The organism is Rhodocaloribacter sp., from assembly GCF_056451265.1.
In genome coordinates, this window is the sequence record NZ_JBWOPL010000065.1 from 1 (window position 1) to 23,498 (window position 23,498).

Consider the following 23,498-nt stretch of genomic DNA (forward strand, 5'->3'; position numbering starts at 1 on the left):
TCGACGCTCCACACGAACGACGCTCCGAGCGCGGTGAGCCGTCTCTACAAGATGGGCGTGGAGCCGTTTCTGATCGCCTACGCCATCAACCTCGTCGTGGCCCAGCGGCTCATCCGGAAGCTGTGTCCGGAATGCAAGGAGGTCGAAACCGACCTGGACGCGGAGCTTCTGCACTATCTCGGCTTCACCGACGAAGAGTTGGCCGCAACGACCTTTTACAAGCCGGGCAAGAACCCGCATTGCAAGACGTGTAAAGGGGCCGGCTACAAGGGCCGCCGGGCCGTCGCGGAGACGATGCTTTTCTCGAAGGAAATCCGCGCGATGATCATGGCCGCCGAGGATATGATCGATGAAGACGGGTTGCGCACCCAGGCCGTGAAGGAGGGCATGCTCACGCTCAAGGATTCGGCGCGGGAGGTTGTCAAGATGGGGGATACGTCCGTCGAAGAGATGCTGCGCGTGGTCGGCGGGGCGCTCTGACGCCGGATGCCCGTAATCGTATGGGTGTGTGGGTGAAAGCTTCCCGACGGTGAACCTCTTTTCACCGGCCCCCGGGGCGATCCGCGACGAAGGCGAGGTACCGGCCCTCGGGATGGACGTCGAGCCGGGTGATATTCGTCACGCCCAGAGCGGAGAAGTCGGCAAGGGGCTGCCAGCTTCGGGTGAGCGCGTTCCAGTGGTAGAGCACGGCGCCGTCGGCCATGAGGAGCTTGCCGTCAGGCGTCCAGGCGTGGTCCTCGCGGCCCGGGAGCGTGGGGCCGATGGGCCGGACGGCGCGCGTGTCGACGTCGAGCACGCGGACGCCCCAGTAGTCTTCGCTGCGCTTGCGGATGAAGCTGACCTCACGCGTGCCGGGGATGCGCCGGATCGAGCGCCCGACGCCGTGGACGCGCGTCTCGGCCAGGCCCGTGCGCGTGTCGGCGATCTGGAGCGTGGGCGGGTCGCCGAGGACGAAGAGGACGAGCGTGTGATCGTCGCCCCAGGCATAATAGCCGACGGGCGCGACGTCTTCGAGCACGAGGCGCGGCGCGGAGCCGTCCATCGCGAAGGCCCACAGCCGCTGCGTCCCGTCCGCCTCCACCCGGACCACGGAGATCCCGTCGCCGCCGGGCAGGACGGCGGGCGAGTACTCGCTCTCGGGCGTGTGGGTCACCTGATGGAGGGCTCTCGTGGCGACGTCGATTCGGAAGATGTCCGTCTGCCCGTCGCGGAAGGAGGTATAGAGCAGGCTCTGCCCGTCGGGTGTGAACGCGGGCTGGTTGTCGTATCCGTCGCGGTCGGTGAGGTTGACGGCGGCTTCGGGCGCGGGGGCGCCTTCGGTCATCGGGACGAGCCAGACGTCGGTGGCAGGCGGGGCCTGCGCCGACGCCGAGGCGGCGCAAAGAAGCGTCAGCGTGACGAGGCAGAGCGAAAAGAGACGCATGGCATCAGAGGGTTCGTGGGGGGGGACCTTCGTTCCTTATCACGATAAGGACGCTGGAGGGTTCGCCGTTTCGGGCCGTCATCCCGTACTTTGCATGGCCGCGGCGATGCCGTTGATGCTCAGGAAGAGCGCCTGCCGGAGCGGTTCACGTTCGGCTTCGGGGGCGCGGCGGTAGCGTTTCATGAGTTCGATCTGAAGCAGGTTGAGCACGTCCGTGTAGGGGTTGCGAAGGAGGATCGAGGCCTGCACGGCGTGGCTGTTGTCGAGCAGTTCGCGCTCGCCGGTGATGCGGAGGACGGCGGCGCGGGCGCGGTGATAGTCCGTGGCGATGACCTCGTGGAAGGGCTTGTGCACGTCCTCGGCGAGGCGGGCATAGTGCCGGGCGATGTCGAGGCGGGCGCGGGCCATCTCGAGCTGGGCGTTGTCGATCACGGCGCGGAAGAAGGGCCAGTCCCGGTAGAGGCGGCGGAGCGTGTCGAGGCGTTCCGGCTCGTCTTCGAGCATCCCGGCAAAGGCGCGTCCGAGGCCGTACCATCCGGGGACGATGTACCGCGTCTGCGTCCATGCGAAGACCCACGGGATGGCGCGCAGCCCCTCGAAGTCGACCTCGCCGGCGGCTTTGCGCGAGACGGGCCGCGAGGCGATGGGCAGGCGGCTGATCTGCTCGATGGGCGTGACCTTCGTATACCACGGCCACAGTTCCGGGTCGTCGATGAGGCCGCGATAGGCTTCCATCGCACCGGCGGCGAGCGTTTCCATGAGCGCCGCCTGATCCGCGTCGTCGGACGTCGCCGGAGGCTCGTTGGCGGGGGCCGTCGCCAGAAAGAGGGCGTTGACGATCTGTTCGAGGTGGCGGTGGGCGACGTCGGGGAGGGCATAGCGGAAGGAGATGACCTCGCCCTGTTCGGTGAAACGGATGCGTCCGCTCTGGCAGGCCGCCGGCATGGCGAGGATGGCCCGGTTGGCCCGTCCGCCGCCGCGCCCCACCGTCCCGCCCCGCCCGTGGAAGAGGCGGAAGTCGACCCCGTGCGCGCGACAGGTGCGTCCGAGGCGTTCCTGCGCTTTGTGGAGCGCCCAGTTCGCCATCAGAAAACCGCCGTCCTTGTTCGAGTCCGAATAGCCGAGCATGATCTCCTGAAAGCGCCCGCGCGCTTCGAGCTGCATGCGGTAGATCGGGTGCGTGAAGAGCGCTTCCATGAAAAGGTGCGCCGTCTCCAGGTCCTCGATGGTCTCGAAGAGCGGGACGACGTCGAGCGGGCAGGCAACGGCGCCGTCGCGGAGCCGCCAGAGCCCGACCTCCTTCGCGAGCAAGAGCACTTCGAGGAGGTCGCTCACGGTGTGCGTCATGCTCACGATGAAGCTGCCGAGGGCCGCCGGCTCCCGTTCGGCGATCTCGCGAACGACCTCGAACGTCTCGAGCACCATGCGCGCGTCGTCGGGGAGGACGGCGCCGCGCGGGAGGAGCGGGCGCGGGTTCCGAAGCTCGGCGTCGAGGATTTCGAGGCGTTTCGTTTCGGGGAGTGCGGCATAGTCGTCCGCGACCCCGGCAAGCCGGAGGAGCGCCGCGACGGCCTCCTCGTGCACCCGGCTGTGCTGCCGGAGGTCGAGGGCGGCCATATGGAAGCCGAACGTCTGCGCGCGGGCGAGCAGACCGCCGAGCCGCCCGTACCGCACGAGGTCGTCGAAGCCGCTCGCTTCGAGGCAGCGCCGGAGCAACCGCAGGTCTTCGAGGTACGCCGCGCCGTCATAGGCCGCGTCGTCGCCCCCGGCTTCGTTTTCGGTCGCTGCCGCTTCGAGCAAGGCCGCCACGCGCGTCATCATGTAGCTGACCTTGAGGCGGTACGGCTCGTGCCGGAACTGCCGTCGCCACACGTCGTCGAGCGCGATGTGCCGGGCGTCTTCGTCGATCGAGGCGCGGAGTTCGTCCGGCGCGGGGAGCTGCCGGTCGGAGAGGCTCAGCTCGCGCCGGAGCAGCCGAAGCTCGTCGAGGTGAAGCCGGAGCGCCACCTCACGCATACGGGCGACGGTGCGGCGCGTGAGCGCCGGCGTGACGTTCGGGTTGCCGTCGCGGTCGCCGCCGATCCAGGAGCGGAAACGGAGGAACGTGGGGATCTCGGGCACGACGTCGTAGCGCCGTTCGAAGGCGCGACGCACGTCGTCATAGATGCGCGGCACGGCGTTCCAGATCGTGTTCCGGAGGAAGTACAGCCCGTGTTCGACCTCGCTCTCGACGGTGATGCGCTCGGGGCGCACCTCGTCGGTGGCCAGGAGAAGGGCGATCTGGTTGTGGATCTCGCGGCGGGCGCGCTCGGCCTCTTCGGGCGTCATCTCACACTGCCGGCGCCGGAGCGTGAGGAGGGCCGCCAGGCGCTGTTGCTTGTACAGGATGCTCCGCCGCCGGGCCTCGGTCGGATGCGCGGTCATGGTCGGCTGAACGTCGAGACGATCGAGGAGCGCGAGCGCTTCCTCTCGCGTGCACCCCTGTTTTTTGAGGCGAAAGAGGGCCTCGTCGATGGATTCGGGGCGCGGGACCTCGGGCGTCGCCTCGCGGGCGCGCAACCGGTTGATGCGGATGATCTCCTGCTGTTCGGCCTGATTGACGAGGTGGAAGAAGGCCGTGTAGGCCCGGAGCAGATCGACGATGGCGTCGAGGTCGAGTTCGGAGATGCGCGCCTCCGCGCCCGCCCGGAAGAGCGGCTGGTTCTCCGCGATGGCGCGGCGGCACATGGTGTGCAGGTCTTTGATGTCGTCGAGACGGGCGGGCGCGTCGAGCTCGGCGACGGCCTGTCCGAGCGCCGAGCCGAGGAGGGTCACCATGCCGTCGAGCGGCTCGGAGATCCACAGCTCGGCGTCGTCCGGACGCCAGGGGTTTGTCGGCATCATGGGTTCGTGGGTTGGTCTTGGGGCCGCACCGGGAGCGGCGCTTAGCGCTCAGGCGCGGGCTTCTTCGAGCGTGTGGCGGAGCGTTTCCGCCGCGCGCCCGGCGGCCCGGGCGAAGTCCTCGCCCGGGGAGGCATAGAGGATCTGCCGGCTGCTGTTGACGAGGACGGGTCCGTCTCCGGCGGCCCGCATCACGGCGCGTGCGTCGCCGCCCTGCGCGCCGACGCCGGGGATGAGGAACGGCAGCGCGGGGCACGCCTCGCGAAGGGCCCGCATGGCCTCCGTGTCCGTCGCGCCGACAACGAGGCCGCCGTCGCCGGGCGCCGCTTCGGCCCATGCCGCCACCTGCCGGGCCACGCCGAGGAAGAGCGGCTCTCCCCCGCAATCGCGCGCCTGAAAGTCCGCCGCGCCGGGGTTGGACGTGCGGGCGAGCACGAAGGCGGCTTTGCCCGGATACCGAAGGAAAGGGGTCACGGCGTCGCGGCCCATGTACGGCGCCACGGTGCAGGCGTCGCAGCCCAGGCGCTCGAAGGCCGACCGCGCGTAGAACCGCGCCGAGTTGCCGATGTCGCCCCGTTTGGCGTCGGCGATGACGAGGGCGTCGGCGGGGATGCGTCGGAGGGTCGCTTCGAGCGCTCGCCAGCCCTCGGCCCCGAGCGCCTCGAAGAAGGCAAAGTTGAGCTTGAAGGCGCATGCCGCCGCCTGCGTCGCCGCGATGACGGCGGTGGTGAAGGCGACGACGGCCTCGGCGGGCGAGGCTTCGGCGAAGAGGTGGGGCGGCATCCGCTCCGGGTCGGGGTCGAGCCCCACGCAGAGGACGGAGCGCTTGCGCGCCTGAATGCGGCGAAGACGTTCGTCGAAAGGTTCGGTCACGGCGGGATAATCCGGGGTGAAGCGGGAGGTTCGGGCGGGCCTGTGCGCGCCCGCGGACGCAATATACGTTGCCGCCGTGATAATGCCCCGTCGATCGGGCATGACGGGGCTTCCCGGCAGGCATTCGACGGCGCGCGGCGGCACGTTGCACGCCGACGGTTCATCGCGTCGGCCGTGATTTTATGATAAGTTGTGAAAGTCTGACCTGTCATTTATTGTGTTATTTAAGATATAATACAATAAAAAATATTTTCGAAGCGTGCGGGTGGAGATGTGTTTTCCTGATCGAGGGCACAAAATGTCGCGAGAGGAGGTCCTCTGTCGTCTCGTTTCTACCGCCGCCGGTGGAGAAGCATACATGCCGGAAGGACGACGAGATCGGATCAAGGAAAAAGCGCTTCCATCATGAAGGAATCGTGAATAGTAGATTCGGGTGCTCTTAAAAATAAAAGGAATAAGTTCAGATTCTATCTATTTTCAGAATAAAAATTGCCATTTTGTTTAAATAAATGAATTGAAAGCGCTCCCGAAGAGGCCGTGCGAGCGAGGGGGGAAGTGTCGGAGCGAAAGACGGGCGGCTTGACACGAAGAGATCTTTGTGGCGTTATTGACGGCGCAAAATCACGCGTTGATGCGCATGCTCTGGCTTTCCATGATTCGATCGGTCGCACATATTTCTTGCTTTTTTAGCGGCCGTCAGCCAAGTCTGACGGACGGGATCGATCGGTTGAGGCATGCCGCGCGTGCCGGGCAGGCCGTCGGGAGTCGGCTTTTTCTCTCGACCCTTCTCCTCAACCTCCTTCTTATCAGCCTCCTTCTTGTAGGAGGCTAACCCGGACGGTCAATCCCGAGCACATCGAAGCGCATGGCATAAGGCGAACAAGGTGAAGGGGTTGACCCCGAAGCCGAGAGCCACCCCATGCGAAGCGACATCGTCAAGAAAGGGATCGAGCGGGCGCCCCATCGCAGCCTCTTTCGGGCCACGGGCGCCCTCCGAGAAGACGCCGACTTCGATCGGCCCTTCATCGGCATCTGCAACTCGTACATCGACCTGATCCCGGGGCACGTCCACCTGCAGGAATTCGGTCGGATCGTCAAGGAGGCGGTGCGGGCCGCGGGCGGCGTCCCGTTCGAGTTCAACACCATCGGTGTGGACGACGGCATCGCCATGGGGCACCCCGGGATGCGCTTCTCGCTGCCCTCGCGCGAACTCATCGCCGACGCCGTCGAGACGGTCGCCGCCGCCCATTGCCTCGACGCGCTCGTCTGCATCCCCAATTGCGACAAGATTGTGCCCGGCATGCTCATGGGCGCCCTGCGCCTCGACATCCCCACGATTTTCGTCTCCGGTGGACCGATGAAGGCCGGGCGTCTTCCCTCGGGCGAAAAGGTGGACCTGATCTCGGTGTTCGAGGGGGTCGGCAGGTTCCGGAGCGGGCAAATCGACGCGGCCGGCCTGAAGGCGCTCGAAGTTTTCGGCTGTCCCACCTGCGGCTCCTGCGCGGGCATGTTCACCGCCAACTCGATGAACTGCATCATGGAGGCGCTGGGGTTGGCGCTGCCCGGCAATGGGACGGTTCTGGCCGTAGATCCGCGACGTGAGGAGTTGGCTCGTCGCGCCGCCCGGCAGATCGTCGAACTGGTGGCGCGCGAGCTCAAGCCCCGGGACATCGTCACCCGGGAAGCCTTCGACGACGCCTTCGCGCTCGACATGGCCATGGGCGGTTCGACGAACACCATCCTGCATCTGCTGGCCGCCGCCCACGAGGCGGGCGTGGCCTATGATCTCGACCGCATCAACGCGCTTTCGGCGCGTGTGCCCTACCTGTGCAAGGTGGCCCCGGCGACGCCGCTCGTTCACATGGAAGACGTGGACGCCGCCGGGGGAGTGCCCGCCATTCTGAAAGAGCTGTCCGGTCTCGGTGTGCTTCACCCGGACCGCCCGACGGTCACGGGGCGGACGTTCGGGGAGAACTTGGCCGAAGCGGAGAATCGCAACCCCGACGTCATCCGTCCGGTCGAGCGGGCCTTTCGCCGGACGGGCGGGTTGTCGGTCCTGTTCGGCAACCTGGCGCCGGAGGGATGTGTGGTCAAGACCGGCGCGGTGGCGGAGGAGATGCTCGTCTTCGAGGGGCCGGCGCGGATCTTCGAATCGCAGGAGGAAGCCGTCGAGGGCATCCTTGGCGGGGGGGTGCATCCGGGCGAGGTGGTGGTGATCCGCTACGAGGGGCCGCGGGGGGGGCCGGGCATGCCCGAGATGCTTCAGCCGACGTCGGCGCTGGCGGGCATGGGGCTCGACCGCTCCGTCGCGATGATCACCGACGGGCGCTTTTCCGGCGGAACGCGGGGGCTCTCGCTCGGCCATGTCTCGCCCGAGGCGGCGGCGGGCGGCCCCATCGCCGCCGTTCATCCCGGCGATCGCATCCGCATCGACATTCCCGCCGGCGAGATCAGGCTGCTCGTCGAGGAGGCCGAGGTGTCTCGCCGGATGGCCGACCTCCCACCGTTCCATCCGAAGATCCGGGGCGGCTATCTCGAACGCTATGCCTGCTTCGTCACGAGCGCTTCCCGAGGCGCCGTGCTCCGCAGCCCCTTCGACGGGCGCGACCGTGCCGGCGAGAACCGGATGGCCGCGACGGCTCTTCGGGCGCAGTGAGCTTTTTTCAAACCTTCCATCAACAGCTTCCGACAACCGTATGAATTCGACACCAACGGCTCCGTTCAAGGCGCATTCGTTCAAGGGGCGCGCTGCGTCCGAGGCGGTTTCTCCTGCGGCGAAGGGCCCCCGCATGAGCGGCGCCGAGATCTTCGTTCGCAGCCTCGAAGCCGAAGGGGTGGAGGTGGTTTTCGGCCACCCGGGCGGCGCCGTCATCAAGATCTATGACGAGATGGAACGTCTCAAGCCCCGCTTCGAGCACGTGCTCGTGCGGCACGAGCAGGCGGGAACGCACGCCGCCGAGGGGTATGCGAAGGCCACCGGCACGGTGGGTACGGTGCTCGTGACGAGCGGTCCCGGCGCCACGAACACCGTCACCGGCATCGCAGACGCTTTCATGGACTCGGTGCCCATCGTGGTTTTCACGGGGCAGGTGCCCACGCCTCTCATCGGCGGCGACGCTTTTCAGGAGACCGACATCATCGGCGTCACCCGTTCGATCACGAAGCACAGCTTTCAGGTGCGGCGGGCGGCGGACCTGGCGCCGACGATCAAGGCCGCCTACCACATAGCCCGCACCGGACGGCCCGGTCCGGTGGTCGTCGACCTGCCCAAAGACATGCTCGCGGAGGAGGCTGTTTTCGAGTATCCGGAGGCGGTGGCGCTGCGGGGATACCGGGTGCCCGAGGAGCCGCAGCCCGAGAAGATCGCGCAGGCGGTGCGGATGATCCGCGCCTCCGAGCGGCCGCTGTTCTACGTCGGCGGCGGGGTGGTCAACGGCAACGCGTCCGAGCGGCTGACGGCGCTGGCCCGCAAGGCCCGCATCCCCGTCACCACCACGTTGCACGGGCTGGGCGCTTTTCCTGAAAACGATCCGCTCTCGCTGGGGATGCTGGGCATGCACGGCACGTGGTACGCCAACATGGCCGTGCAGCACTCCGACCTCATCATCGCCGTCGGCGCCCGGTTCGACGACCGGGTCACGGGCAAGCTGGAGGCGTGGGCGCCGCATGCCAAGGTCATCCACGTCGAGATTGACCCTTCGTGCGTTTCGAAAAACGTCTATGCGGACTGCGCCGTCATGGGCGACGTGCGCCGGGTGCTCGAAGCGTTGCTTCCGAAGGTGGAACCGAAAGCCACCGGCGCGTGGCTCGAACGGATCGCGAGGTGGAAGGCGCGTTGCCCCCTCACGTTTGTGCAGGACGGGAAGCTCCGGCCGCAGTACGTCATCCGGCGGTTGAGCGAGCGGGCCGGCGACGACGTCGTCGTGACGAGCGACGTGGGGCAGCATCAGATGTGGACGGCTCAGTTCTTCACCTTCGTCCGCCCGCGCTCGCACATCACCTCCGGCGGGCTCGGCACGATGGGCTTTGGCTTCCCGGCGGCGCTCGGGGCGGCTATGGGGCTGCGCGGCTCCGGCGTCACGGTCGTCTCCGTCAACGGCGACGGCGGCTTTCTGATGAACGCTCAGGAGCTGCGTGTGGCGGCCGGGCGCCGCCTGCCCATCAAGATCGCCGTCATGAATAACGGCTACCTCGGCATGGTGCGTCAATGGCAGGAACTCTTCCACGAAGAACGCTACAGCCACACCTGCCTTTCGGACACCAACCCCGACTTCGTGAAGCTGGCCGAGGCCTTCGGCTGCGTGGGGTTGCGGGCCGAGACTCCGAAGGAAGCCGACGAAGTGATCGAGGCCGCCTGGCAGGTCCACGACCGTCCCGCGCTCATGGAGTTCGTCGTGCCCCGGGAAGAGATGGTCTTCCCGATGGTGCCTGCCGGCGCCGCCACCGACGACATGATCGTCCGGCGTTTTTCGGAAGAATGATGTCCCGCTTTCCAAACGATCCCACGCTTATTCCGACCATGCCCGCCACCGAACGGAACCTGACGCAACAACAGATTCTGCGCATGAAAGCCAACGGCGAGACGGTGCTCCACGATGCGCCCGAGACGCCGCGCCGTCATGTGATCTCCGTACGGCTCGAGAACCACGTCGGCGCGCTCAACCGCGTCGTCAACCTGTTCTCCGCCCGCAATTTCAACCTGGAGAGCGTGACCGTCGGCGTGACGGAGGACCCGGAGGTCTCCCGCCTGACGATTGTCACTTCGGGCACGCGCCGTCGGGTCAGGCAGGTGCTCCGTCTGCTCGACCGTCTGCTCGACACGCTTTCGGTCGAAGACCTCGCTCCCGAGGTCGTGGTCGAGCGCGAGCTGTGTCTGCTTCGCGCGGGGTACACGAAGGACAACCGCGCCGAACTGATGGACATCGCCGACATCTTTCGCGCCCGCGTCATCGACGTGACGCCCGAGACGCTGACGTTCGAAGTGACCGGTCCGACGGCCAAGGTCAACGCCTTCGTCGGGATGATGCGCCCGCACGGCATCGTCGAGGTGGCCCGCAGCGGTCGGGTGGCCATGCGCCGGGCCCTCGTCTATGGTGACTGAAGCGGCCGTCTCCCGTTTTCTCTCCCGTTTTCAACAACCGAATCCACACCTTCATGAAAGTCTACTATGAAGCCGACCCGGGGCTGATCCGGGACAGGAAAGTAGCCGTGATCGGCTATGGCAGCCAGGGGCACGCGCACGCGCTCAACCTGAAAGACAGCGGTGTGGACGTGACGGTGGGGCTGCGCGCGGGGTCGCCTTCGGCGGCTCGGGCGCGGGCGGCCGGGCTGAAGACGGCATCCCTTGCCGGGGCCGTCGCCGGGGCGGACGTCGTCATGATCCTCATCCCGGACCAGCACCAGAAGCGCGTCTACGAAGCGGAGATCGCCCCCCACCTCCGGCCGGGCATGGCGCTCGGCTTCGGGCACGGTTTCAACATTCACTACGGGCGAATTACCCCGCCCGAAGGGGTGGACGTCTTCATGGTCGCGCCGAAGTCGCCGGGGCATCTGGTGCGGCGGGTCTACACCGAGGGCCGTGGCGTGCCGTGTCTGGTGGCCGTGGCGCAGGACGTCTCCGGGCAGGCGCTGGCGCTGGCGCTCAGCTATGCCGACGCCATCGGCGGCGTTCGCGCGGGCGTCATCGAGACAACCTTCGCCGACGAGACCGAGACCGACCTTTTCGGGGAGCAGGCCGTGCTCTGCGGCGGCGCCGAAGCGCTCGTGAAAGCAGGATTCGAGACGCTCACGGAGGCGGGCTATCCGCCCGAACTGGCCTACTTCGAGTGCCTCCACGAGCTGAAGCTCATCGTCGACCTGATGTACGAAGGGGGGCTCGCATACATGAACTATTCCATCAGCGACACGGCCGAGTACGGCAACCACACGCGCGGCCCCCGGGTGATCGGCCGGCAGGTCAAGGATGAGATGAAGAAGATCCTGGCCGAGATCCGTTCCGGGGCTTTTGCCGAGGAGTGGATCGCCGAGAACGAGCGGGGCGCCGGGCGGCTGTCGGCGCTGCGGTCGCGGTCGAAGAACCACCCCATCGAGACGGTCGGGCGCAAGCTCCGCGCCATGATGAGCTGGGTCCGCGCCGGACGCCCGGATGCGCCCGAACCCGTGGAGGCGTGAAAGAGTCGATGCGAGATACCCGAACCTATCGCGTCGCCGTGCTGCCGGGCGACGGCATCGGCCCGGAAGTGACGCGGGAGGCCGTGCGGGTGCTGGAGCGGGCCGCCGAGCGTTTCGGCTTCACCGTCGAGACGGAGGCGCACCCGGTGGGAGGCGCCGCGCTCGAGGCCTTCGGCGACCCGCTGCCGCCACCGACGCAGGAGGCCTGTCGCGCGGCGGACGCGGTGCTCCTGGGGGCCGTCGGCGGCCCCGCATGGGACGGCGCGCCGCCCGGTCGCCGTCCCGAGGACGGGCTGCTCCGTCTGCGCCGTCTGCTCGGAGCCTTTGCCAACCTGCGCCCCGTGCGCGTGCCCGCGTCGCTGGCCGGGGCTTCGCCCTTGCGTCCGGAGCGCGTCGGCGGCGTCGACCTGGTCATCGTCCGAGAACTGACCGGGGGCGTCTATTTCGGAGAGCCGCGCGGCATCGAGACGGGGCCGAAGGGCCGAGCGGCCGTCAACACGATGCGCTACGACGAGGCCGAGATCGCCCGTATCGCCACGGTGGCCTTCGCGCGGGCGGCCCGCCGCCGGGGCCGCGTCACCTCCGTCGACAAGGCCAACGTGCTCGAGGTCTCCCGCCTCTGGCGCGAGGTCGTCACGGCCGTGCACCGCACCCGTTTCCCGGATCTCGAACTCGATCACCTGTACGTGGACAACGCCGCGATGCAACTCGTCCGCGACCCGCGCCGGTTCGACGTGGTGCTGACGGCCAACCTCTTCGGCGACATCCTCTCCGACCTGGCGGCGACGTTGGCGGGCTCGCTGGGGATGCTTCCGTCGGCGAGTCTCGGCGGGTCGGTGGGGCTGTTCGAACCCGTGCATGGGAGCGCGCCGCCTCTGGCGGGTGCGGGCCGGGCGAACCCGCTGGCGGCCATTCTCAGCGGGGCCATGCTTCTGGAGACGCTCGGAGAGACCGAAGCCGCCGCCCTCGTCCATCGCGCCGTCGACGCCGTCCTCTCCGACGGCCTCCGCACGCCCGATCTCGCGCGAGAGGGCGACACGCGCGTCGCCACCGCCGAGATGGGCGCGGCCGTCTGCGAGCGAATGAACCGCGTGGAGGTGACGGCATGACGCGACTCGTCTGCTCGCCCGGCGCCCACACCGCCCTACGCCATATGAACCGGAGGAACGCGAGACGTTCGCACGTGCGAGGCCGGCGCACGCTTCGACTTAGCGGGCGTTCGGTGTGCCGAGGCCCACGGGCCGCATGCCGAACGCTTCCCGAACACGCCTTCCCGGAGGGCGCTCCCCCATCCATCCGAACTCTTGTCGAAGCATTCAGAAGATCATGAACGACCGCGTTATCATTTTCGACACCACGCTGCGTGACGGCGAACAGGCGCCCGGCGCTTCCCTGAACCTGGACGAGAAGCTCCGCATTGCGCATCAACTCGCCCGATTGGGCGTCGACGTCATCGAAGCCGGGTTCCCCCTCTCGTCGCCGGCTCAGTATGAGGCTGTGGCTCGGATCGCCGCCGAGGTCTCCGGACCGGTGATCTGCGGGTTGGCCCGCGCGCTCGAAGCCGACGTCCGGGCCGCCGGCGAGGCCCTGGCCGCGGGCGCGCGCACCCGCATCCATACCTTCATCGCCACCAGCGACATCCACATCGACGCCAAGTTCGGCGACGACCGCTTCGGGGCCACGACGGCGGAGAAGCGCCGCACGATCACCCGCATGGCGCGCGAAGCCGTCCGCCTGGCTCGCACGTTCACCGACGACGTCGAGTTCAGCGCCGAGGATGCCGGGAGGACGGACGTGGCGTTCCTGTGTGAGGTGATTCGGGCCGCCGCCGAGGCCGGGGCCACCACCATCAACATCCCGGACACCACCGGCTACTGCACGCCCTCCGAGTATGCGGCGCTCTTCGAGGCGGCGCGCGACTGCCTGAAGGACCACCCGGAGATCATCCTTTCGGCGCACTGCCACGACGACCTGGGGCTGGCCGTAGCCAACTCGCTGGCAGCCGTCCTCGCCGGGGCGCGTCAGGTGGAGTGCACCCTCAACGGCATCGGCGAGCGGGCGGGTAATGCGGCGCTCGAAGAGGTGGTCATGGCGTTGCACGTGCGGGCCGACCGGTTCGGCGTCGCCACCGGCATCGACGCGCGGCAGCTGACGCCCACGAGCCGCATGGTGGCCCTCGCCACGGGCTTCCCCGTGCCGCCGAACAAGGCCGTCGTGGGGCGAAACGCTTTCAGCCACGAAGCCGGCATCCATCAGCACGGCGTGCTCCGCCGCCGCGACACGTACGAGATCATGCGGGCCGAGGACGTGGGGCAGGAAGCCGAGCCGATCCGGCTGGGGCGGCACTCGGGGCGGCACGGCTTCTTCAGCCGCCTCGAAAAGCTGGGGCTGGCCGCGCCCGAAGACCGACGGGAAGCCGTCTATCAGGCGTTCGTTGAACTGGCCGACCGGAAGAAGGAGATTTTCGACGAGGATCTGGTGCATCTGGTGAACGGCGCCCTCGTGCCCGACGCCACCGAGCACTACCGCCTGGAGTGGGTCCGTGTGACGGCGGCCTCCGAGCAGCCGCCTGAAGCCGACGTGCAGGTGTTCTTCTGCGAGACGGGGGCGCGCATCGTGCGCCGGGCCACCGGCGACGGACCGGTCGATGCCCTCTTCCGCGCCCTCGACCGCGCCGTCGGGAGCACGCACAAGCTGGCCAACTATCACATCCGATCCGTCACCGAGGGCTCGGATGCGCTCGGGGAGGCGACGGTGTTGCTCAGCGACGGCGGCGCTTTCTTTCGGGGGGTAGCCAGGCACACGGACGTGCTCCAGGCCTCAGCCGACGCCTACGTCGAAGCCCTCAACCAACTCGCCGCCCACCACGCCGACCGCAGCAACGTGGCCTTCGTGGGCAACGGCATCATGCACTCGTTCGGCAATCCCGCCTTCGGAGCGACCGACGCGCCCGGAGGCAACGGCTTCGCCGCATCTTTCTGACCATCAGCCCTGAACCGTCCCATGACCCTCACGGAAAAGATCCTCGCCGCCCATGCCGGGCGCGACCGCGTGGCTCCCGGCGACAACCTCTGGGTGGACGTGGACGTGCTCATGACGCACGACGTCTGCGGGCCGCCCACCATCGACATCTTCAAGCGTGAGTTTGGAGAGAACGCCCGCGTGTGGGACCGCGAAAAGGTGGTCATCATCCCGGATCACTACATTTTTACGAAGAACCGCCACGCCCGGCGCAACGTGGAGGTGATCCGGGCCTTTGCAAGGGCGCAGAATCTGCCGCATTACTACGACGTGGGGACGGAGCGGTACAAGGGCGTCTGTCACATGGCGCTGGCCGAGGAGGGCTTCAACCGTCCCGGCTCCCTGCTGGTGGGCACCGACAGCCACACCTGCACTTCCGGCGCCTTCGGGATGTTTTCCACCGGCATCGGCAACACGGACGCTGCGCTCGTCATGGGCACGGGCAAGCTCTGGTTGAAAGTGCCCGAGACGATGAAGTTCGTCTTCGAAGGTCGCCTGCCGCCCTACCTGACGGCCAAGGATCTGATCCTTACCGTCATCGGCGACATCGGGTGCGACGGGGCCACCTATCGGGCGCTCGAGTTCGACGGAGAGGCGGTCTACGACCTGCCCGTGCACGAGCGCATGACGCTCACGAACATGGCCATCGAGGCCGGCGGCAAGAGTGGGATCATCGCGCCCGACGAGAAGGTCTTCGACTACGTGCGGGCGCGCACCGATGCCCCGTTCGAGCCCGTCTACGGCGACTCCGACGCGCGGTATCACACGTTCCGCGTCTACGATGTGACGACGATGGAGCCGGTGGTGGCCAGGCCCCACAGCCCGGACAACCGCGCCGCCGTCAGCGAGGTGGCCGGCGTCCGGATCGACCGCGCCTACATCGGCTCGTGCACCGGCGGCAAGCTGGAGGACTTCGAGGCGGCGGCCCGCCTGCTCAAAGGACAGGAGGTGGCCGTCGACACGTACGTCGTGCCGGCGACGACCCACGTCGCCCGCCGGCTCCACAGCGCCCACCTCGACGGTGTGTCGCTCTACGACGTCTTCGAGCGAGCCGGGTGCAAGATCGGCAAGGCCGGATGCGCCGCCTGCCTGGGCGGGCCGGTGGACACGTTCGGACGAACCCACGGCGCCGAGGTCGTCCTCTCGACGACGAACCGGAATTTCCCCGGGCGTATGGGTTCGAAGCAGGCCTCGGTCTATCTGGCTTCGCCGCTGACGGTGGCGGCCTCGGCCCTTTCCGGGGTCATCACGGACCCTCGCGAGGCGCTCGTTTGAACCCGGCGGCTCGTGTGCTTTCCTTTCATGCTTGATCGACCCGAAAACGAATGGAAACCATCATCAGGGGAGCGGCCTACGTCGTCGGCGACGCCGTAGACACGGATCAGATCATCCCGGCGCAGCATCTGGTGTACAGCCTCTCCGACCCGGAGGAGCGCCGCTATTACGGGCGCTATGCGCTCAGCGGCGTGCCGCCCGAGGGGCAGGGACTTCCGTACGGGCGCCGCCCCTTCACCCCGCCGACCGCCTTCACCTCCCCGTATCGCATCGTCGTGGCCGGGAGCAACTTCGGCTGCGGTTCCTCGCGGGAGCACGCGCCGTTTGCGCTGGCCGAGGCCGGGTGTACGGCCGTCGTGGCCGAGAGCTATGCCCGCATCTTCTACCGCAATGCCGTCGGGGGCGGCTTCCTTGCGCCGTTCGAGAGCCACGAGCGGCTCGTCGCGCGCATCCGCACCGGCGACGCGCTCGTTCTCGACGCCCGCGCGGGCGCCCTCGCCAACGAGACCACCGGCGAGACCTTCTTGCTCAAACCCCTGGGCGACGTGGCGGACATCCTCCGCGCCGGCGGCATCTTCAACTACGCCCGCCGCGCCGGGCTCATCCCCGCGTGAGGTCGGCGTGGAAGAAGGGCTCCCGATCTCCGTAGCGGCGGCCGCGTAGCGATGCCGAAGATTTCGGGGACAAAAGGACGCCGGGTTGACGGTGGATGAGTTCAGGAAGCTGCTTTGAGAGACGGTTCAGTGCGTCCGTCCGCAGGCGAGCATGAGACCGTTTCGCGAGACGAGCCTGCTCCATTCGATCGCCACCTGATCGGAGCGGAGAGGCTTCGGAGGGCTTCGTTCGACGATATTGTTCACACGGGATTCGCCGCCGCGCTTGAGGAACTTCGCGTCTCGGTCATTAACCCCGGCGCCAAACGGTCGATGCCTGGGAGAGGCGTGCGCCTGAGGGAAAAGCAGGCGAAGGCCGTGTCTCGGCAGGCGCGCGAGGGACGTCCCCGGGAGATCGGGAAAACTCGGCGAAGGCGCGGGGCCGTCGGAACCGGCCCTTTCAGCGAGGGTACAGGTCAGGTCATCCCGGAAGCGCTTTTTGTCCGTTCGAAATTTCAAGCGGGTTGCCGCAATCCGACCGCAGGGCCTTCTGCCCCGGCATGCGCGACGCTGCTTTCCACATACATCCAGACCAAGAGGGATCTTATGGCTATTGGCAGTTTGAAACTAAAGGGGGTGTCCGCCGAGGATCAGAAGATGATCCAGGATATCGAGGTGATGATGGGGCCGGAGCCTTCCGAGATGGGCTTCGCGAAAAACCTCTTCTGGGGACGCTTCCGGGACGATCTGGTGTTCCCCTATCCGCGTGAGAGCAAGGCCGAGCGCGAGAAGGCCGACCGGCTTCTGGCCGAACTGGAAGACTATCTCAAGAACGAGCACCCGTCGATCCTCATCGACCGGGAAGAATACATCCCGGAGTGGAGCATCCGGCGGCTCTTCGAGATCGGCGTGATGGGGATGACCGTGCCGGAGGAGTACGGCGGTCTCGGCCTCGGCGTGACGAGCTATAACCGCGTGCTGGCCCTCATCGGGCGCTATTGCGGCTCCACCGCCGTGATGGTCTCGGCGCATCAGTCCATCGGGTGCAAGGCCATCATGCTCTTCGGCACCGAGGAGCAGAAGCGGCATTACCTGCCCAAGGTGGCGCGGGAATACCTGTCGGCCTTCTGCCTCTCCGAGCCGAACGTGGGCAGCGACGCCGCCGGACAACAGACCCGCATCACCGAAAGCGAGGACGGCAAATATTATATCCTCAACGGCGAGAAAAAGTGGTCCACGAGCGGCGCGTACAGCGGCATGTTCACCGTCATGGCGAAGCAGCGGCTCAAGAACCCGAAGACCGGAAAGGTCGAGGACCGGGTGACGGCGGTCATTTGCACGCCGGACATGGAGGGCGTCGACATCTTCGAGAAGAACCGGAGCAAGTGCGGCATCCGGGGCACGTGGCAGGCGCGCATCCGTTTCACGGACGTGAAAGTGCCCAAGGAGAACCTGTTGCATGAGGAAGGGAAGGGCCTCAACGTGGCGCTGACGTGCCTCAACTATGGGCGGTGCACGCTGTCGGCAGGCGTCTACGGTGCGGCCCGTCAGGCGATGGACCAGAGCGTCAAGTGGGTGCAGACGCGCTATCAGTTCGATCGTCCCCTGGCCGACTTCGAGCTCGTGCAGCAAAAGATCGCGCGCATGGCGGCGTACAACTTCGCCATGGACGCCATGCTCTATCTGATGACGGGCATGCTCGACCGTCACGACAAGGACATCATGGTCGAGACGGCGATCACGAAGGTCTTCTGCTCGCACTACGGCTGGCAGGTCATCGACGACGCCATGCAGATCATGGGCGGGGAGGGGTACGTGACGGAGAACGAGTTCGAACGCCTCTGGCGCGACAACCGCATCCACCGCATCGTCGAGGGCTCGAACGAGGTCATGCAGCCGTTCATCTTCGGCTACGGCGGCAAGCAGCTGGCCGAGCAGATGCTGGGCATCCAGGAGGCGCTGCTCTGGGACCGCGACGAGTCGTTTTCGGAGAACGTCAACCGGATTCTCGGCAACGCGCTCAATCCCGAGATCGTGCGCCGGGCGATCCCGCTCGGGCTCCAGCTTTTCCTCGGGGTGAAGCCGAAGCCGCCGGTGGTGGCGGGCGTGCATCCCGCGCTTCAGCGCCACGCCGACCGCCTCGCGACGCTCATCCGGAAGCATTCACACTACTTCAAGATGGCGAGCCGGTGGTTCCGCGAGGAGATCGTCACGCGGCAGGCCGTGCAGGCCCGCATCGCCGGCAACGCGGTGCTGCTCTTCGCCCTCTCGGCCTCGCTCTCGAAGATGGACGATCTGCTGCGCTCCGGCGCGCACGGCGTCGCCTTCGAGCGCGACCGGGCCGCCTTCGAGCACGTCTTCGACCTGTTCGAACTCGAGATTCACGCCAACATCGGCGAACTGCGGAAGAACGCCGACGAGAGCATGCGGGAGGCGGCGGCGGCCGAGCGCCGGCACAACGACACGCTGCCCAACAGCGACTTCTACATCCACGAGGCCTCTCCCGTGGCGAAGGGGACGGGCAAGCCAGTGCCGAAGGAGCACATCAAGCAGTTCCCCGGCGACCGCTACGTGGAAGCCGGCGGCGACGGTCACGCCGCCCTCACGGACGTGGAGCCGAAAGCCAACGGCGGCGCGAAAGGAGCGGCCAAGTCGAAAACGGCGTCGAAAAAATAACCGCTCCGGCGGTTCGTTTTCGAAGAGCGCAGCGTCTGCACCGGGCGCTGCGCTCTTTTTTTCGTCTGCGGGCTTCGGGTCTGCCGACGGTCGCCGGATCCGCCTGTTTGCTCGTGGCCGCTCTTTCCGGTGGGATCACCGCCGCGCTTGCGCGCCATGGCTCATCTCAGCTGCGCGTCGGAAGTGTCGGTGGGCGAAGGGGCGGCCCGGCGGCCCGTCTCGAAGAAAAGCCGCTCGCGGATCTCGCGCACCCGTTGTTGTGCATAGCTCTCCATTTCGGGCAGCTTGCCCTCCTCCACCTGCGCGAGGAACGCTTCGTACTGCTTGAGCGCGGTCGAGAGGTCGGCGTAATAGGCGTCGTAGAGGGCGGCGAGGTGAAAGAGCACCTCGGGCCGGTCGGGGGCGAGGGCCTGGGTGAGGCGGTAGGCGCGGATGGCGTCGGCGTCGCGGTCCATCTGGTCGTACGTGGCGGCGATCTGCGCGTGCACGTCGGCGAGGGCGGACTGGCCCATGAGCTGCGCCGCGCGGTGGAGGTAGTCGAGCGCTGCATCGTACTCCTGCTCGTACTGTTTGACCATGCCGAGGTAGAACGCCGTCATCGCGTCGGTGCTGTCGGTGGCGAAGGACCACGTGAGGACGGAGTCGGCCTCGGGAAGGTGATTGCGCAGGTAGTGCGTCGCGCCGAGGTTGCGGAGTGTGAGCGCCGACGAGTCGCCGAGGACGAGGGCTTTTTCGAAGGACGTTTGCGCTTCGGGATAGTCCTCGCGTTTCAGGGCCACCTCGCCGCGTCGCCGCCACAGGATCGGCTCCTCCGGCAACGCCTCGACGCCCGCGTTCACGACGCGCCACGCCGAGATCAGACGCTCGCTGTCGAAATAGACCGAACTGAGGTTGAGGTAGACCGTCATGCTCTTCGGGATGAGCTGACGGGCGCGTTCGTAATGGATGATGGCGAGGTCGGTCGAGTCGAGGGCGCGGTAGGCGGCGGCGAGCCGGGCGTGGAGGAAGCCGTTCTCGGGGTCGCGTGCGACGAGACGTTCGTAGAGCGCGCGCACGGGGGACCACCGCCCGGCTTCGGCGTAGAGGCGGGCCAGGCCGGCGGCGAGGCTCTGGTCGGTCGAGTCCATGCGATAGGCGGCCCGGTAGGCTTCGAGGGCCTCGCGTTTGCGCCCGAGCTTCTCGTAGCTCCGGGCAAGCGCGGCGCGCACGCGGACGTCCGTCGTGTCGGCAAGGCTCAGCGCTTCGATGGCGCGCCCGTGCTGCATCCGGGCCTGATAGCCGAGACCGAGCAGCCGCAGGCCCTCCGACGAAAGCGGAGCCTCCGCCCGCGCCGCTTCGAGCCGTTCCACTACGGCGCCATAGTCCCCCTCGGCGAAGAGGGTGCGCACTTCGCGCAGCGTCGCGGCGGGTTGGGCGGCGGCGGAGCAGGCGAGAACGAGGCTCAAGAGCGTGGTGAAGAGCGGGCGTTTCATGGTGTCGCGGATGATGGGTGTGTGGGGACGTTTCGTTCCGGGAAGCGACCGGTCCTCGGGTGGGACGTCGTCCGTCGCCTTTCGTGTTTCGTCGGCGACGGACGTTTCGGCGGGAAAGAGGACGTCGAAACATAGAGCGCGCACCCCCGGGAAAGTTGCCGTTCCGGTCGGAAGTGGGGAGCGAAAAGAAGAATCCGTCAAGACCGGAGAGGGGGGCCGGGCGGCGGCCTGGCCGGGTGGGGTTTTCTCGCTTTTTGGCTCGATTTTTCGTATTTTCAACAGATTTCAGGAAGGTTGCGCCGGCGGGTTTTCGGGGATTTTTTGATCCCGGATTTGCGGCCCGGCGGCGCGACGAAAGACGTCCTCGCATTACGAGAGAAGGGGTATGGAACAGGAGACCAATCGGATCATTCCGATCAACATAGAGGAGGAGATGAAATCCTCCTACATCGACTATTCGATGTCGGTCATCGTCGGGCGCGCGTTGCCGGACGTGCGCGACGGGCTCAAGCCGGTGCACCGGCGCGTGCTCTACGGCATGAGCGAGCTCGGCCTCACGCCCGGAAGCACGTACCGGAAGAGCGCCCGCATCGTCGGCGACGTCCTCGGTAAGTATCACCCGCACGGCGACACGGCGGTCTACGACACGATGGTCCGTATGGCGCAGGACTTTTCCATGCGCTATCCGCTCGTCGACGGGCAGGGCAACTTCGGCTCGGTCGACGGGGACTCGGCGGCGGCCATGCGATACACCGAGGCCCGCATGACGCGCATCGCCGAGGAACTGCTCCGCGACATCGGCAAAGACACGGTCGATTTCACGGAGAACTTCGACGGCTCGCTCGAAGAGCCGGAGGTGATGCCGGCGGCGCTCCCGCATCTGCTCATCAACGGCTCCGACGGCATCGCCGTGGGAATGGCGACGAAGATTCCTCCGCACAACCTCGGCGAGGCCGTCGACGCGGTCGTCGCCTACATCCACGACCCCGACATCACCATCGAGGGGCTGATGGAGCACCTCCCCGCGCCGGACTTCCCCACGGGCGGCATCATCTACGGGTATGCCGGGGTGCGGCAGGGCTATCAGACGGGGCGGGGGCGCGTCATCATGCGCGCGCGGATGCATGAGGAAGAGGTGCGCCCCGGACGCCTGGCCCTGATCATCACCGAGATCCCGTATCAGGTCAACAAGAGCACGCTCATCGAGAAGATTGCCGGGCTGGCCCGGGACAAACGCATCGAGGGCATCTCGGACCTTCGTGACGAGAGCGACCGGCAGGGCATGCGCATCGTCATCGAGCTGAAGAAGGATGCGGTGTCGCTCGTCGTCCAGAACCAGCTGTACAAGTACACGCAGTGCCAGCAGACCTTCGGCATGAACATGGTGGCGTTGGTGCACGGCCGCCCGCGCACGCTGACGCTCAAGGACGCCATCCGGCACTACGTCGATCACCGGCACGAGGTGGTGGTCCGCCGCACGGCGTACGAGCTGCGCAAGGCCGAAGCGCGGGCGCACGTGCTCGAAGGACTCACCATCGCGCTCGACCACCTCGACGCCGTCATCACCATCATTCGCCACTCCGCCGACACCGAGGCGGCGCGCGCAAACCTCATGGCGGGCATCTTCCCCTCGATGTTGACCGCGCCCCAGCTCGAACGCCTCGGCCTCCCCACGCACGGCGAATCCCTCTTCTCGCTCACCGAGACGCAGTCCGACGCCATCCTGGCCCTCCGGCTGAGCCGTCTGACGGGCCTCGAACGGCAGAAGATCGAAAGCGAATACCGGGCCGTGGTGCAGGAGATCGAACGGCTCAGGAGCATCCTCGGGAACGAGGCGCTTCGCATGAAGATCATCGAGGAGGAGTTGCTGGAGGTCCGGGAGAAATATGCCGACGAGCGCCGCACGGAGATCGACTATGCGGGCGGTGAGGACATCATCTTCGAAGACCTCATCGAGGACGAGCAGGTCGTCGTGACGATCTCCCATCAGGGACTCATCAAGCGCACGAGCGTCACCGAATATCGCCAGCAGGGGCGGGGCGGCGTCGGCATGCGGGGCTCCGGCATGCGCGACGAGGACTTCATCGAGCACCTCTTCGTCTCCCGCAATCACGACTACCTTCTGTTTTTCACCGACCAGGGGCGGTGTTATTGGCTGCGGGTCTTCGAGATTCCCGAGGGGGGGCGCACGAGCAAGGGGCGGTCCATCCGCAACCTCATCCGGATCGCGCCCGAGGACCGCATCCGCGCCGTGCAGGCCGTGAGCAAGCAGCACTTCCGCGATCCGGTTTTCCTCGATACGCACTTCATCATCATGGCCACGCGGCTCGGGCAAGTGAAGAAGACCCGGCTCGAAGCGTTCAGCCGCCCCCGCGTCGACGGCATCATCGCCATCGACATCGTGGCGGGCGACGAGCTTCTGGAGGCGCAGTTGACCGACGGAGCCGCCCACGTGATTCTGGGTTCCTCCAGCGGCCGTTCGATCCGTTTCCCCGAAAGCGACGTTCGCCCGATGGGACGCGACACGCGCGGCGTGCGCGGCATCAGCCTCGGCTCCGGCGAGGAGGTGGTGGGCATGGTGGTGATCGGGCAGGGGGACGACTTCGACCTGCTTTCCGTCAGCGCCAACGGCTACGGCAAACGCACCCCGCTCGACGACTACCGCGTGCAGTCGCGCGGCGGCAAGGGCATCATCACGCTGAAGACCACGGCGAAGACCGGGCCGCTCGTGGCCATCAAGGGCGTCCGCGAGAGCGACGACCTGATGATCTCCACGCAGAGCGGCATCATGATCCGTATGCACGTGAGCGACATCAGCGTGTACGGGCGGAACACGCAGGGCGTACGGCTGATCAACCTCAAGCCGGGCGACGCCATCGCCGACGTGACGCGCGTGGCCTCCGAAGAGGTCGAAGAAGAGACGCTCGCGCCGGAGGGCGGATCGGAAGCGGCGGGCGGATCGGAAGCGGCGGGCGCGGAGGACGGCGCGCCGACGGTGGAGGCGGCCTGATCGGGGCTCGCCGTCAGGTGTTCGTGGGGGCTCGCCGTCATGGGGCGCTCACCCCAACTCCCATACCATCCGCCGTCAGAGGCACGCGGGCGGACCGGCGTCGA

At 67.1% G+C, this 23,498-nt stretch carries 15 protein-coding genes; 11 read left to right on the forward strand and 4 right to left on the reverse strand.

Translation table 11 applies throughout. The features are described 5' to 3' along the window. Window positions 1-480, forward strand: a 480-nt coding sequence (locus AC1HIY_RS11420; protein ID WP_479576867.1) for a GspE/PulE family protein, incomplete at its 5' end; no start/stop codon positions are given. A gap of 61 nt (window positions 481-541) precedes the next feature. Here AC1HIY_RS11420 and AC1HIY_RS11425 read toward each other — a convergent pair. The 3 genes from AC1HIY_RS11425 to pyrF form a co-directional block, all read right to left on the reverse strand. Next, entirely contained in the window at window positions 542-1,423 is an 882-nt protein-coding gene (locus AC1HIY_RS11425) for a hypothetical protein (protein ID WP_479576868.1), read from the reverse strand. A 78-nt stretch (window positions 1,424-1,501) separates the two neighbouring features. Then, complete coding sequence (gene ppc / locus AC1HIY_RS11430) at window positions 1,502-4,306, reverse strand: phosphoenolpyruvate carboxylase (RefSeq protein WP_479576869.1); 2,805 nt, start codon at window positions 4,304-4,306, stop codon at window positions 1,502-1,504. Window positions 4,307-4,354: 48 nt separating this feature from the next. After that, complete coding sequence (gene pyrF, locus AC1HIY_RS11435) at window positions 4,355-5,176, reverse strand: orotidine-5'-phosphate decarboxylase (RefSeq protein WP_479576870.1); 822 nt, start codon at window positions 5,174-5,176, stop codon at window positions 4,355-4,357. 919 nt (window positions 5,177-6,095) lie between these two features. Between pyrF and ilvD the strand changes: the two genes are divergently transcribed. The 9 genes from ilvD (at window position 6,096) to AC1HIY_RS11480 (ending at window position 18,912) form a co-directional block, all read left to right on the forward strand. Beyond that, on the forward strand, window positions 6,096-7,832 hold the full coding sequence (ilvD, locus tag AC1HIY_RS11440) for a dihydroxy-acid dehydratase (RefSeq protein ID WP_479576871.1): 1,737 nt from the start codon (window positions 6,096-6,098) through the stop codon (window positions 7,830-7,832). Between the two features lie 133 nt (window positions 7,833-7,965). Continuing rightward, complete coding sequence (gene ilvB / locus AC1HIY_RS11445; RefSeq protein WP_479576872.1) at window positions 7,966-9,657, forward strand: biosynthetic-type acetolactate synthase large subunit; 1,692 nt, start codon at window positions 7,966-7,968, stop codon at window positions 9,655-9,657. Window positions 9,658-9,695: 38 nt separating this feature from the next. After that, window positions 9,696-10,277, forward strand: a complete 582-nt coding sequence (gene ilvN, locus AC1HIY_RS11450) for an acetolactate synthase small subunit (protein ID WP_479576873.1) — start codon at window positions 9,696-9,698, stop codon at window positions 10,275-10,277. Between the two features lie 53 nt (window positions 10,278-10,330). Then, entirely contained in the window at window positions 10,331-11,347 is a 1,017-nt protein-coding gene (gene ilvC, locus AC1HIY_RS11455) for a ketol-acid reductoisomerase (protein WP_479576874.1), read from the forward strand. A gap of 8 nt (window positions 11,348-11,355) precedes the next feature. Next, the gene (gene leuB / locus AC1HIY_RS11460) at window positions 11,356-12,456 is read left to right on the forward strand and encodes a 3-isopropylmalate dehydrogenase (RefSeq protein ID WP_479576875.1); all 1,101 of its coding nucleotides are present in this window, start codon (window positions 11,356-11,358) and stop codon (window positions 12,454-12,456) included. Window positions 12,457-12,673: 217 nt separating this feature from the next. Continuing rightward, the gene (locus AC1HIY_RS11465; RefSeq protein ID WP_479576876.1) at window positions 12,674-14,329 is read left to right on the forward strand and encodes a 2-isopropylmalate synthase; all 1,656 of its coding nucleotides are present in this window, start codon (window positions 12,674-12,676) and stop codon (window positions 14,327-14,329) included. 21 nt (window positions 14,330-14,350) lie between these two features. Next, entirely contained in the window at window positions 14,351-15,643 is a 1,293-nt protein-coding gene (locus tag AC1HIY_RS11470; protein WP_479576877.1) for a 3-isopropylmalate dehydratase large subunit, read from the forward strand. 50 nt (window positions 15,644-15,693) lie between these two features. Then, on the forward strand, window positions 15,694-16,257 hold the full coding sequence (locus tag AC1HIY_RS11475) for a 3-isopropylmalate dehydratase (protein ID WP_479576878.1): 564 nt from the start codon (window positions 15,694-15,696) through the stop codon (window positions 16,255-16,257). A 585-nt stretch (window positions 16,258-16,842) separates the two neighbouring features. Then, window positions 16,843-18,912, forward strand: coding sequence for an acyl-CoA dehydrogenase family protein (locus tag AC1HIY_RS11480; protein WP_479576879.1), 2,070 nt, complete (start codon window positions 16,843-16,845; stop codon window positions 18,910-18,912). 161 nt (window positions 18,913-19,073) lie between these two features. Here AC1HIY_RS11480 and AC1HIY_RS11485 read toward each other — a convergent pair whose 3' ends face one another. Then, a complete protein-coding gene (locus AC1HIY_RS11485) occupies window positions 19,074-20,384 on the reverse strand; it encodes a tetratricopeptide repeat protein (protein WP_479576880.1) in 1,311 nt (436 codons plus the stop codon). A 385-nt stretch (window positions 20,385-20,769) separates the two neighbouring features. Between AC1HIY_RS11485 and gyrA the strand changes: the two genes are divergently transcribed. Then, window positions 20,770-23,394, forward strand: coding sequence for a DNA gyrase subunit A (gyrA, locus tag AC1HIY_RS11490; protein ID WP_479576881.1), 2,625 nt, complete (start codon window positions 20,770-20,772; stop codon window positions 23,392-23,394). The last annotated feature ends 104 nt before the right edge of the window (window positions 23,395-23,498 follow it).